This window comes from Arthrobacter sp. Y3224055 (assembly GCF_059090825.1).
In genome coordinates this window covers 456,556-469,484 of the sequence record NZ_JBNHGB010000001.1, presented here as the reverse complement: position 1 = coordinate 469,484, position 12,929 = coordinate 456,556, and the positions used below count along the sequence as shown (strand labels likewise).

The window sequence follows — 12,929 nt, the reverse complement described above, 5'->3', positions numbered from 1 at the left end:
TACGGCTCACTTGTCGACGCGGCCGACGACGTCGTCCAACTGCTTGAAGACCAGGGCCTGCGGCGCCTTGCTCATCACCGTCCGCTGGAGCTTCTGCTTCCACGGCTTCTGCTGCCGTGCCATGGCCGCCATCTTGCGCGAGCGCTCGACCACCTTGGCCGTGCGCGGGCCCCGCGCCCGTTCGTAGTTGCGCAGGGCCGTGGTGATGTTCCAGTCGGCGTTCAGCGCGCCGGCCAGCGCGACCGCGTCCTCGAGGGCCTGGCTTGCGCCTTGGCCGAGGAACGGCAGCATGGGGTGCGCGGCGTCGCCCACGAGGGTGGCGTGGCTGCCGGACCAGACGGCGGCGGGTTTCCGGTCGAACAGTTCGTGCGCCATGATGTCCTGGCTCTTGGTGGCGCCGATGACCGCCCGGACGGCCGGGTGCCAGCCCTCGAAGCGCTGCAGGGCCAGGGTGCGCCAGAGGACCTCGTCGTCCTGCGCCAGCACGTGGTTGGGCATGGTGGCGTACCAGTAAATGAGGCCGCCCGGCAGCGGGATCATGCCGAAGACCTCCCCGTTGCCCCAGGACTCGCCCCAGGGCAGCCAGCCCGGATCGAGGTCGCCGATCGGGCAGACCGCGCGCATGGCGGTGATGCCGGAGGCCCGCGGGGCGCCGTCGCCGATTAGGTCGTGGCGGACCAGCGAGCGCAGGCCGTCGGCGCCGACCACCAGGTCCGCGTGCAGGGAGCCGCCGTTGTTCAGCGTGACCGTCCCGCCGTGCTGATCGCGCCGGAACTTCACCGCCTGCAAACCCAGATGCACCGTGTTGACGTAGAGCGAGTCGTTCAGCAGCGTGGTGAGGTCCGAGCGGTGGATGGAACGCAGCGGGTGGCCGTAGCGCTGCCGGAGGTCGTCGCTGCTGAACGTGGACACCACGTTGCCGAACTGGTCGTGCGAGCTGCCGCCGACCGGGAGGGAGGCCTCTTCAAAGGCGTCCAGCACGCCGAGCCGCTGCAGGGCGCGCGTCCCGTTGGCCCAGATCGTCAGCCCGGTGCCCAGCTGCTGCAGCGTTCCGGCGCGTTCGACCACGTGGACTTTCCAGCCGGTTCGTTGCAAGGCCCGCGCAGTGGCGAGCCCGCCGATTCCGGCCCCTACGATGAGCGCCGAGCGCTGCAGAGACCCCATGGGTCCATACTTCCCGCTTTTGGGCCGGGTTCACAACTTTCGTCCGGTACAAACCGGTTCCGGGAGCGGAAAAGCAAGAACTCCCGCCGCTCCGAAGAGCAGCGGGAGTTCCCGGTGATTGGTCGGGGTGACAGGATTTGAACCTGCGACCTCGTCGTCCCGAACGACGCGCGCTACCAAGCTGCGCCACACCCCGATACCGTCGCCCCCGCCGTCGTCGTGACGGCCGCGAAAGCAACTGTTCAAGGATAGCGGAGACAGCCCCCAAAGGAGAAATCGGCGAGGGCCCGGGCAGGCCTCGGTCAGACCGGACGCGGCCCGGCTAGGCCTCGGTCAGACCCGGCCCCGGTCAGACCAGCGAGTCCTTCCACGCGGCGTGCAGTTGGGCGAAGCGGCCGTCGCCGGCGATCAGTTCCGCCGGCGGCCCATCCTCGACCACCCGGCCCTCGTGGATGACCAGCACCCGGTCGGCGATCTCGACGGTGGAAAGCCGGTGCGCGATGATCAGTGCCGTGCGGTTGCCCAGCAGCGTCTGCAGCCCCTCCTGGACCTGGCGCTCGCTGGGTATGTCCAGCGACGCGGTGGCTTCGTCCAGGATCAGCACCGCCGGGTCGGCCAGGAACGCGCGCGCGAAGGAGATGAGCTGCCGCTGGCCGGCCGAGACGCGGCCGCCGCGCTTGTTCACGTCGGTGTCGTAGCCCTCGGGCAGAGACAGGATGAACTCGTGGGCGCCGACGGCCCGGGCGGCGTCCTCGATCTGCGCTCGGCTGGCCTCCGGGTTGCCCAGGGCGATGTTCTCCGCGACGCTGCCGCTGAACAGGAACGCTTCCTGCGTGACCATCACGACGGCGCGGCGCAGGTCTTCGTTGGACAGCTGCCGCAGCTCGATCCCGTCCAGGGTGAGCGACCCGGAGGTCAGGTCATAGAAGCGGGCGATCAGTTTGGCCACGGTGGACTTGCCGGCCCCGGTTTGCCCGACGACGGCGACGGTCTGGCCGGCGGGAATGTCCAGGTTCAGCCTGGGCAGCACCACCCGCCCGTCGCCGTAGCCGAAGACGGCATCGCTGAACCGGATTGCCCCGCGGGCGTCCTTGAGCGGGACCGGGCGGTCCGGGGGGACGATGGTTGGTTCTTCTTCCAGCAGCCCGGAGACCTTCTCCAGCGCGGAGGCCGCGGACTGGAAGGAGCTATAGAACATGGCGATCTGTTCTGTGGGGCGGAAGACCTGCTTGGTGGCCAGCAGCACCGCGACCAGGGTGCCGATGGCAAGATCGCCGTCAAGCACCCGGAAGCCGCCGATCAACAGCACCACGGCCACGGTCAGGTTGCCGACGCCGTTCAGCACCGGCTGGAGCACGCCGAAGTACCTGATGTTCCGCAGGGTCGCGCCGCGGTAGTCGGCGGCCAGCTCGTTGTAGCGGTCGGAGTTGTCGTGCTCGCGGCGGAAGGCCTTGACGGCCCGGATGCCGGTCATGGTTTCCACAAAGTGCACGATCAGCCGGGCCGACACCACCCGGGAGGCGCGGTTGGCGAGCTCGGAGCCCTTTTGGTACCACCGGGTGACGAAGGCGATGGGTATGGCGGCGACCAGGATGATCAGCCCGCTCTTCCAGTCCAGTCCGGCGATGCTGATGGCGGTGAAGAGCATGAACATCACGCCGGAGGTCAGCTGGGTGACGCCGTTGTCCAGCAGTTCCCGCAGCGCCTCCAGGTCTGATGTCTGCCGGGAGATGATCCGGCCGGAGGTGTAGGTTTCGTGGAACTCCAGGCTCAGCCGTTGGGTGTGCCGGAAGACCCGGACCCGCAGGGCCAGCAGCATGGCCTGGCTGAGCCGGGCGGTGACGTAGATGTAGGCCGCCAGCAGGGATCCACCGGCGATTGCGACGGCGGCGTAGGCGGCGCCGACCAGCGCCAGGGGCATGGTGTCGCCGCCGGTGAAGGCCGGCAGCGCATTGTTGATACCGAAGGCCACCAGCACAGGACCGGCCGCCCGGGCGGCGTTGCTGGCCACCACCAGCACGATGGATAGCGCGAACAGCCGCTTGTGCGGGGACACCAGTTCGCCCAGCAGCCGCAGGGAGCGCCGCCTGACGGCTCTGCGGTCGGTTTGGTCCAGGTTGATGTTGTCTTCGCCGGCGACCCCGGTCATGGAACTCATCGGGCTTCCTTTGCGTCCAGGACGTCTTCAACCGTGGGCTCGGCCACCAGCGAGGCGATCACGTACCGGTAGTGTGTGCTGCTGCGCAGCAGCTCCGAGTGGCTGCCGACCGCCGTAATTTGGCCGTCCTGCAGCAACGCCACCCTGTCGGCCAGCGCCACGGTGGAGGGCCGGTGGGCCACGATCACGGTGGTGGTGCCGCGCAGTTCTTCCCGCAGCCGCTGCGTCACCGCTTCTTCGGTCCGCACGTCCAGGGCCGAGAGCGGGTCGTCCAGCACCAGCACGGCCGGTTGCGCGGCGATGGCCCTGGCCAGGGCGATCCGCTGCCGCTGCCCGCCGGACAGGCTCAGTCCTTCCTCGCCGATCCGCGTGTCCACGCCCTGCGGCAGGTCATAGGCGAACCCGGCCTGCGCCACCTCGAGCGCCCGCGAGAGGAGGATTTCGGGATCTTCGCGGCCCGGGCGGGCACCGAGCAGCACGTTGTCGCGGACCGAGGTGGAGAACAGCGTGGAGTCCTCGAAGGCCACCGACACGCGGGCGCGCAGCTCGGCCAGCGGGAGATGACGGATATCCGTACCGTCCAGTAACACGGCGCCGGAGGTGACGTCGTACAGCCGGGGAATCAGCTGCAGCAGGGTGCTCTTGCCCGAGCCGGTGACCCCTACCAGCGCCAGGGTTTCACCCGCGCGCACGTGCAGGTCCACGCCGTCGAGAACCGGGGCCGCGTCCGCGGCGGCGTCGGGATAGCGGAAGACTACGTTGGACAGGCGCAGTTCCCCGCGCACGGGGCCGGCCGGTGCGGGAACGTCCGGGTCGATGATGGTGTTCTTCGTATCCATCACGTCGAAGTGCCGGTCCAGGGCGGTCTTCGCCGTCAGCGTCATGCCCATCAGGGAACCGATCGCTTCCACCGGACCGGCCACCACGGCGGCGGTGGCAAAGAAGGCGACCAGGTCGCCCACGGTCATGTGCCCGCCGGAGACCTGCATGATGCCGATGACCAACGCGGCGCCCAGCACCAGATCGGGCAGTGACACGACGGTAGCGAGGAACTTGGACAGCGTGCGGGCCTTGGCCAGTTCGGTCTGACGCAGTTCTTCGGCCTGGCCGTGGAAGTTCTCCAGCGCGTACTTGCCGCGGCCGAAGGCCTTGAGCACCCGGATCCCGTGCACCGATTCCTCCACGGTGGTGGCGAGGTCGCCCGCCTGGTCCTGGCTCAGCCGGGAGGAAGCGCCGAACGCGGTACGGAAGCGGAACCCCTGCCAGACGAGGGGCACGGCGGCGGCCAGGAAGATCAGTCCCAGCAACTGGTTCAGCGCGAACATCAGCGCCAGCCCCGCGACCACCGTCACGAAGGAGACCACCAGCATGAGGGAGCCGAACGCCAGCCAACGCCGGATCAGGCCCAGGTCCGCCATGGAGCGGGAAAGCAGCTGGCCCGAGCCCCAGCGGTCATGGAAGGCGGCCGGCAGATGCTGCACGTGCCGGTAGAAGCTGGTGCGCATGCCCATCTCCACGTCCGTGGCGGGCGCGATCACGAACACGCGCCGCAAGTACACCAGGCCTGCCTCGGCCACGCCCAGCACCGCAATGACGACGGCGGGGCCCCAAACTTCCGAGGGGCGGCCGCCGGTATGGATGGTGTCCACCAGGCCGCGCAAGACCTGGGGAATGGCCAGTGCCACCAGGCTGGCGCCGAGGGCGCTGAAGAATCCCAGGATCAGCCGGGGGAGGATGGGCCGGACATAGTGTTTGAGCCGGGCGATCGAGCGCCAAAGGGATAACTCAGTCATGTGGTCGATTCGTTGCAGTGGTTCGGAGGGCTTCGTGTACTGCAGCAACTATCCTAGCGACCGCATTGAGGTGCTGGTCACTGTTGGCCCGGGCCGAGCCGACGCGTTGGGAAACCGATGCTTGCTAGGCTGTGCGGAACCATTCACCAACGGGGGCGGGCATGGATCTGACGGACGTCGCGAACGGCTTCGGGGTGTTCCTGTGGATGTCAATGCTCTTTCCGCTGCTGCGGGTGGCCGGCGTCCTGCTCTTGGTGCTGCGGAAACCGGCCGGCTGGCTGGTGCTGCTGGCGGAACCGGTCCTGTCCATGGTGTTGATGGGCGTGGCTGGCGCATTTAGCCTGGCCGTCCTGATGTTGCCTGCGGTGGCCGCCTACGGATGGTGGCGGTGGCGATGGGGCCGGCGGTCGCGCCGACAGCGGGCGACCGGCGGGGTTCCGGTCCACCCGGTAGAGCGGTCCGACTGGCTGGCCGCGGCCGGGCTGATCGTGCTCGTCCTGCTGTTCTTCGGCATCGACGTGCTGCCCATGATGCTGATGCACATGGCGGACCCATGGGCGATTGTTGAAGCGGCGGTCGTTAGCCTCCTGACTCCGCTGCTGTACCTCGGTCTCGCGCGCGGCGTTATCGAAGCGTGGTGGATCGGCGTCGCCCTCTCGCTGATGGGGCTGACCAGACTGGCAGCGAACGCAAACCCGCAGGTCCTCTTTGCACTTGACGCCATCGTGTTCACCGTCCTGCTGGGAATTTTGAGTCTGTACGGCTGGTCCAAATGGCGCGAGGCGCACGCGGAGACGACCGCTTCGACGTAGCATCGCGGCGCCGTCCTTCGGCTTGGCGCCGTGCTTCCCCCAGCATTGTGCTTCGGCTTGGACCGCGGCCCTCGGGCACTACTCCTACACACTGGGCCCTTTTGATGGCTATCGAATCTGTGTACGAATAAAATCGTGGTATGGCTCTTGCACCGTTGGAACGCACCGGGGAGATGGAAGCATCTCTGGACCAGGCGTGTGTCCTGCTGCAGGATGTCGCCGACCGCTTCCCCGTTGAGTTGTCGTCCCTGTCTACCCGGGACCTGGCCAACACGGTGGCGGCGGTCGAGGGTGCTTCGAAGCTCGTGGAGTTCCTGCAGGCCGTCGGCGCCCACGCGGTGGAGCGGGCGGACATCGCCGCCAACGGGGAACATGCAACGGTGTCAGGACTCGGAGCAAGCGCCGGGGCCGGCGCAGAGCCCGGTGCCGCCGCGTCGGGCACCGCGGGGGCGGGGGAGTGGGCGGACCCGGCGGCGGCGATCAGCACCGGCGGCGTGGACGCAGCGGCCCCGGAGGGGTCCGGGTCCAAGCGGGTGCGGCGCCGCCGCAAGACGGAGTTCGCGAACACGGCGGAGTATCTGCGCTCCCGGCTGGGAATCGGGATTGTCGAGGCGCGGCGCCGGCTGCGGGTCGGCAAGGCGATCACCGCGCCGGTGCGGTTGAACGGGGAACCGGGTGCGCCGGCGCTGCCGGTCTTGGCCGAGGCCATGGCCGGCGGTGAGGTCAGCGGCCAGTCCGCGGCCCTGGTGGTCGATTCCCTGGACCGGGCCCGCCACGCCGGTAGCCCGGAGGCGTTGCAGGCGATGGAAGCGTCGCTGGTCCGGCAGGCCGTGGACGCCGATGCGGACACCCTGGTGATGGTGGCCAGAGCGTGGGAAACCGTCGTCGACCAGGACGGTGCCGAACCGTCCGAGGAGGAACTGCGGGCCCGGCAGGGCATGTTCTACCGCGGCCGGCGCCGCGGGCTGCACCAGTTCGTCATCAACACCACCGACGCCCAGTACGAAGCCCTCGCCACCGTGATGAACAGCGCCGCGAACCCAAGGATCCGCCCCGACGCCATCGAAGCCGCCGCCAACGGCGGAACAGAAGGTGACACGGCAGGATCCGCCGGCGCCGGCACCGGGGGAAACACCGATGCAGGCACTGACGCTGCCGGCCCTGAAATGACCGCGGCAGAAGATGCTGCGTCTGCACGGGCTGATGGCCGCGGGGCAGTGGATTCGGCCGTGGTGGAGGCGATGGATGACGCCACCCGGGCGCAGAAGCTGCTCGCGGGCCTGGTCGGGGCGTGCCGGATCGCGCTGAACACCGCCAGGCTTCCGGACTCGGGCGGGCACCGCACCCAAGTGATCGTCACCACCGGGTACGAGCAGCTGGCCGGGCTGCTCTCCGGCGGCGGCAGCGCGGTCTTCACCGGCCCGGTCTCGGCCACCACGGTCCGCCGGATGGCCTGCGACGCCGAGATCATCCCGGCGGTCCTGGGATCCGAGGGCGAGATCCTGGACCTGGGCCGGTCCCAACGGTTCTTCAACCGCGCCATCCGCCGGGCCCTGGTCGCCCGGGACAAGGGCTGCGCCTTCCCCGGGTGCAGCATGCCCGCGTTCTGGACCGAAGCCCATCACATCATCCCGTGGTGGGCCGGCGGCCGCACCGACGTCAACAACGGGGTGTGCCTCTGCCTGCTCCACCACGACCTGATCGAGCAAGGCAACTGGGACATCAACGTCGTCGACGGCATCCCCTGGTTCACCCCGCCGGACTACATCGACCCGCGCCGCAAACCGCTGCGCAACTCCTACTGGCACACCCACGTCCCACCCCAACCACTCCTAGCCTGACCTAGCGATTCGGCGCGGGCGGGCGCACAGGGCACATCTGAGGAAGTCTCAGCGGGCGGGCGCGCAGGGCGCTGCTGAGGAAGTCTTAGCGGGCGGGCACACGGGGCGCATTTAACGATGCATTAGTGGGCTGCAGAGAAGAAGGTCAGAGCTGGTGTGAGACCAGCCGCACAGCGTGCTTCTGTGCTCAGCTGAGCCCGGGGCCGGGCCCGGTGGGGCGGCCTTCGGCAGGGACTTCGCCGGCCGGATTAGCCGGTGTCAGTGTCAGCAGCACAGCCTCCGGGCGGCAGGCGAAGCGCACCGGAGCCAGACGCGACGTTCCCAACCCGGCCGACACGTTCAACGGGACGCTACGCCCCTCGTGCTCCCAGTACGTCAGCCCCCGGGCGCGCCACGTGGGCAGATCGCAGTTGCTGGTCAAGGCCCCGTAGCCGGGTAAGCGGACCTGGCCACCATGGGTATGCCCGGCCAGCATCAGGTCGGCGTCGTCGGCAGTGAACCGGTCCAGCACCCGCTGGTACGGAGCGTGGGCAACCGCGATCCGCAGAAATGCGGCCTCATCGGCGGATGTCGAACCGTTGGGGAAACCCGAATATTGGTCGCGCTGCAGGTGCGGATCGTCAACCCCCGTGAAGTCCAGCCGCACCCGGTCCACCACCACCGACTGGTGCCGGTTGGTCAAGTCGATCCAGCCCGCGGTGCCGAAAGCCGCATGCATCTCCCGCCAGGGCAGTTCACGCTCCGCGTAGTCCTTGGGCTGAGTGGAGGGGCCGGTGAGGTAGGAGAACGGGTTCTTCATCACCGGGGAGTAGTAATCGTTGGAGCCCGGGACGAACACGCCCGGAACATCCATGAGCGGTGCCAGCGAGTCCAGCAGGGGCTGCACCGCCTGATGATGGCTGAGGTTATCGCCGGTGTTGACCACCAGGTCCGGTTCCAGCGACGCCAGCTGCCGCAGCCACCTCTGCTTCAGCGTCTGCCCGGGAGTCATGTGGATGTCGGACAGGTGCAGGATCCTCAGAGGGCCTCGTCCGGCGGGCAGGATGGGCAGCGTTTCTTCGCGGACCTTGAAGAGGTTCCGCTCGATAACGGAGCCGTAGACGAGCGCGGCCCCGCCCGCAGCCGTGGCCCCCAGGGCCAGCGTGCCTGCGGTCCGGAGCCGTGCCCGCAACAAGTCAGTGTCCACGGTTAGTCGTTGCCTCCTCCGCCGTTGCCTCCGCCGTTTCCGTTACCCCCGCCGTTGCCGTTGCCTCCGCCGTTTCCGTTGCCGGAATCGCCGGAGTCACCGGAACCGCCGGAGTCACCGGAGCCGCCGCCCGAATCCCCGTCGTCGCTGCTGTTGCTGGAATTCGAGTTGTTGTTCGACTCGGCGGGTGCCGGGGTCTGGACCGGTCGGGGCGGATACATCATGCTGCTCGGCGCGGAGCCGAACTCGCCCGTCTTGTACAGGCCGGCGACCTTCTCCATGTAATCGGTCCACTGCCCGCCGGCAATGGTCGCACCGTCCACGTAGTCGCGCGTCACGCCGTTGATGGGGATGTTGTTGATCGATTTGTAGGCATGAGGGTTGCCCACCCAGGAAGCAGTGGAGATGCCCTTAGTGTAACCCACCGTCCAGGTGTACTCAGACTTGTCGGTCGTGCCGGTCTTGACAGCGGCGGGAACACCAATCGGATGGATTCCTCCCAGCTGCAGGTTGACCAGGTTCTCCAGCGGGACGCTGACGGCAGCAGCTACTTCCTCCGAGATCGCCCGTTCGCAGGACTTCTTCGGCACCTCGTACTTGTTGCCCTGGGCGTCCGTCACGGAGGTCAGCGCGATCGGCTTGCAGTACACGCCGCCGCTGGCGAACGCCGCGAACGAAGCCGCCATCGTCATCGGGGACACGTTGGTCGTGCCGATGATGAAGGACGGGTGCTCAATGCTGATCGGTTCCTTGTCCGTCGCCGTCCGGACGCCGAGGCGCGTTGCCGCATCCCGGATGTCGCAGAGGTCCAGCTGCGCGGCCATGGCTGCGGTAGCGGAGTTGATCGACCACGTCAGGCCCTGGCTGGCGGTCATGGTCCGCTCGAAACCTGGCAGCGCATTCTGGAAGTCCCACTCACTGAACCACGCGTCCGGGGGCAGGCAGCTCGCGTTCCAGTTGTACTGCGCCGGGTACTCCGTCCGGCGCGCGTCGACCGACGCGTTGAGCGCCTTGCCCGCTTCGAGCCAGGCGACCATGGTGTAGGGCTTCATCGTGGAGCCAGGCTGCCAGCCGTTGCCGCCGCCCATATCGGCGTCGACGTTGTAGTTCAGCTCCGTATTGGCCGCGCCGTCTTCGGGGCTGTAGTTGGTGTTCTGGGCCATCATCAGGATGTTGCCGGTGCCCGGTTCAATCGAGACCATGGACGAGCCGACGCCGGACTCGTCGCCCACCGGGACTTCCTGCTCGATCTGCTTCTGGCCTTCCTTCTGGAGGCGGGAGTCGAGCGTCGTCTTGATGGTGAGGCCGCCGCGGGCCAAAAGCTTCGCCCGTTCGGTGGAGTCCGCACCGAACGCGTCGGACTGCATGATGGCGTGCTGCACGTAGCTGCAGAAGTAGTCGGCGAAGTTTGCCGCGACACAGCCGGAACGTACCGGCTTGAGATTCAAGCCCAGATCGCTGGCAACGGCTTCGTCGTACTCCGCCTGGGTAATCTTTCCCGCGTTACGCATGGCCGCCAGCACCGTATTGCGGCGTTCCACCGTGGCTTCCGGGTTGTTCACCGGATTGAAGTAGTTGGGCGACTGCACCATGCCGGCCAGCATGGCCGACTGCTGGATGTTCAGCTTGGCGGCCGGAACGCCGAAAAAGGTCTTCGCAGCGGCTTCAATGCCGTACACCTGGCCGCTGAACAACACGATGTTCAGGTAGCCCTGCAGGATCTCTTCCTTGCTGAATTCCTTTTCGACGGCGATGGCCAGCTTCGCCTCGCGCAGCTTGTCGCCGATGTCCTTGGTGCCGCTGATGGTCAGCTCTTCGGCCCCCTTGCCCGCGGAAGCGCCGGCGTCGATCAGCACGTTGTTCACATACTGCATGGTCAGCGTCGACGCGCCCTGCAGGTCCCCGCCGGCCATGTTCGTCACCGCGGCGCGCATGATGCCTTGGGGGTCCACACCGTTATGTTCGTAGAAACGAACGTCCTCGATGGAGATGATGGCGTCCTGCATGTGCTGGGAGACCTTGTCCAGGGTCACCGGGACGCGGTTTTCGGCGTAGAACGTGGCAATCAGCTTGCCGTCGGCGGAGAGGATCCGCGACGGCTGGGACAGCGGCTGCGTCTGCAGTTCGTCCGGCAATTGGTCGAAGTATTCGATCGATGAGGTTGCCCCGACACCGGCCACGGCTGCGGCCGGAACCAGCAGACCGGCTGCGAGCACGCCGCAGAGCGCACTGATACCCAGGAAGCCAACAACTTTGCCTAGGGTGGTCGCAGTGTCGAAGAAGGGGGATTTGCGAGCGGCCATGGGGTTCAGTTTACAAGCAAGCGCTACCCTTTGAGTTATGACCAAATGGGAATACGCGACAATTCCGCTCATTATCCACGCGACCAAGCAGATTCTTGACCAGTGGGGGGAGGACGGCTGGGAGCTCGTCCAGGTGTTCCCCGGCCCGAACGGAACCAATCCGGTCGCCTATTTGAAGCGGGAGAAGCAGTAGCCATGACGGAAACCACTGAAGCCCGGAAGTCCACCGTCGAAGAGCGGCTGGCCGGCTTGGGACTGTCCCTGCCGGACGTGGCAGCTCCGGTGGCCGCCTACGTCCCGGCGGTCGTCTCCGGGAATTATGTGTACACCTCCGGGCAACTGCCGTTCGTCAACGGCGAACTTCCGGCCGCCGGCAAGGTGGGCGACGGTGCCGGCCTGGTCAGTGCCGACGAGGCGAAAAACCTCGCCGCGACGGCCGCCGTGAATGCCCTGGCAGCGGTCAAGAGCGTCATCGGTGACCTGGACCGGATCACCCGGGTGGTCAAGGTCGTCGGTTTCGTGGCCTCCGATCCGGCATTCACCGGCCAGCCGGGCGTGATCAACGGCGCCTCCGAGCTGCTGGGGCAGGTCCTCGGCGAGGCCGGCGCGCATGCCCGGTCCGCCGTCGGCGTGGCCGTGCTGCCGCTGGATTCGCCGGTCGAGGTAGAACTGATTGCCGAATTCAGCTAGTCCGCTGCGCGAGGAGCAGCGGCTCTTCCCCGTGGTACCGGACCAGCTGGGCGCGGCCCACAGCTGGTTCCACCACGGGGAACGTACGCCGCGCAAGCCCCGGATGGCCTCCTCGGTCGTCCTCGTTCGGGACGGCGCGGCCGGCACGGAAACGTTCCTCGGCTACCGGTCGGGCTCCTCTCCGCTGGGCACGGTGGCCTTTCCCGGCGGCAGCGTGGAGGAGAGCGACGGCGACCCGGTGACCTGGTACGGCCCCTCGCCGAACAAATGGGCCGAGATGCTCGGGCTGGACGACCACCGCCTGGCCCACGCCCACGTCGTGGGGGCCATCCGCGAGCTGTTCGAGGAAACCGGCGTGTTGCTGGCCGGTCCGGATGAATCCACCCTGCCGGAGTCCACCTCCGGCGCCGACTGGATGCGGACCCGCGAGGCCGTCGCCGCCCAGGAGGTGTCCTTCGGCGAAGCGCTCGGCAAGCGCGGACTCGGCGTCCGTACCGACTTGCTCAAAGCCGTGGCCCACTGGCTCAGCCCCGATTTTGCCCATCGCCGCTTCGACACGCGCTACTTCGCTGCGGCCCAGCCGGCCAATCAACGGCCGTCCCTGCTGGAAAGCAAGGGCGTGTGGGCCTCCTGGCTGCCGGCGCAGGAGCTCGTGGCGGGGAGGACGACCACGACACTGGGCGATCTGGTTGACCAGCCCGACACCCGCGGGTTGACGTTCAGCGAGGTGACCTCGCCCGCGGTGGAAATCATCGTGGAGAAGATCGCCGGCGCCCGCGGCTGCATCGCCTACCTCTCGCACAAGCGCCCGCAGCGGCTCTACCACCCGGAACTGATCCAGGTTGACGGCGTGCCCATGCTGCAGGTCGCGGCCAACGCGGCCACCGAAGGCGGTGCCGCCCCGCGGGGACGCTGAGCCGCTCCGCCAACAGGGACCCCAGCCCCGACGGCCCGCGCCGGACGGCCGACGGCACCCACCATT

The 12,929-nt window shown here is 67.9% G+C and carries 10 protein-coding genes and 1 tRNA gene; 5 read left to right on the top strand and 6 right to left on the bottom strand.

All coding sequences use genetic code 11. The features are described from left to right. Positions 1-6 precede the first annotated feature (6 nt). From AC5RTY_RS02265 to AC5RTY_RS02250, 4 genes are all read right to left on the bottom strand, one after another. Positions 7-1,164 (bottom strand): FAD-dependent monooxygenase, encoded by a 1,158-nt coding sequence (locus AC5RTY_RS02265; protein ID WP_494138890.1) that lies wholly within the window; start codon positions 1,162-1,164, stop codon positions 7-9. A gap of 119 nt (positions 1,165-1,283) precedes the next feature. Further along, a tRNA-Pro gene (locus tag AC5RTY_RS02260) sits at positions 1,284-1,360 on the bottom strand. A gap of 153 nt (positions 1,361-1,513) precedes the next feature. Then, complete coding sequence (locus AC5RTY_RS02255; protein WP_494138889.1) at positions 1,514-3,322, bottom strand: ABC transporter ATP-binding protein; 1,809 nt, start codon at positions 3,320-3,322, stop codon at positions 1,514-1,516. Beyond that, complete coding sequence (locus AC5RTY_RS02250; RefSeq protein ID WP_494138888.1) at positions 3,319-5,115, bottom strand: ABC transporter ATP-binding protein; 1,797 nt, start codon at positions 5,113-5,115, stop codon at positions 3,319-3,321. The genes AC5RTY_RS02255 and AC5RTY_RS02250 overlap by 4 nt, the downstream gene beginning before the upstream one ends. Before the next feature lie 161 nt (positions 5,116-5,276). On the opposite strand from AC5RTY_RS02250, the gene AC5RTY_RS02245 reads away from it, so the two are divergent. Continuing rightward, entirely contained in the window at positions 5,277-5,927 is a 651-nt protein-coding gene (locus AC5RTY_RS02245) for a nicotinamide mononucleotide transporter (protein WP_494138887.1), read from the top strand. A 140-nt stretch (positions 5,928-6,067) separates the two neighbouring features. Further along, complete coding sequence (locus AC5RTY_RS02240) at positions 6,068-7,768, top strand: HNH endonuclease signature motif containing protein (protein ID WP_494138886.1); 1,701 nt, start codon at positions 6,068-6,070, stop codon at positions 7,766-7,768. A 187-nt stretch (positions 7,769-7,955) separates the two neighbouring features. Here AC5RTY_RS02240 and AC5RTY_RS02235 read toward each other — a convergent pair whose 3' ends face one another. After that, positions 7,956-8,954, bottom strand: a complete 999-nt coding sequence (locus tag AC5RTY_RS02235) for a metallophosphoesterase (RefSeq protein WP_494138885.1) — start codon at positions 8,952-8,954, stop codon at positions 7,956-7,958. A 2-nt stretch (positions 8,955-8,956) separates the two neighbouring features. Beyond that, positions 8,957-11,257 carry a transglycosylase domain-containing protein gene (locus AC5RTY_RS02230; protein ID WP_494138884.1) on the bottom strand — a complete coding sequence of 767 codons (2,301 nt, stop codon included), beginning with the start codon at positions 11,255-11,257 and terminating at the stop codon, positions 8,957-8,959. A gap of 37 nt (positions 11,258-11,294) precedes the next feature. Here AC5RTY_RS02230 and sp36 point away from each other — a divergent pair, with 37 nt between their 5' ends. From sp36 to AC5RTY_RS02215, 3 genes are read left to right on the top strand one after another with little or no spacing between them, the layout of a single operon-like run. Then, positions 11,295-11,450, top strand: coding sequence for a Sp36 family protein (sp36, locus tag AC5RTY_RS02225; RefSeq protein ID WP_493978079.1), 156 nt, complete (start codon positions 11,295-11,297; stop codon positions 11,448-11,450). Between the two features lie 2 nt (positions 11,451-11,452). Continuing rightward, positions 11,453-11,947 (top strand): RidA family protein, encoded by a 495-nt coding sequence (locus tag AC5RTY_RS02220; RefSeq protein WP_494012854.1) that lies wholly within the window; start codon positions 11,453-11,455, stop codon positions 11,945-11,947. Next, positions 11,931-12,863 carry an NUDIX hydrolase gene (locus AC5RTY_RS02215; RefSeq protein ID WP_494138883.1) on the top strand — a complete coding sequence of 311 codons (933 nt, stop codon included), beginning with the start codon at positions 11,931-11,933 and terminating at the stop codon, positions 12,861-12,863. Before AC5RTY_RS02220 ends, AC5RTY_RS02215 begins: the two co-directional genes overlap by 17 nt. Positions 12,864-12,929 lie beyond the last annotated feature (66 nt).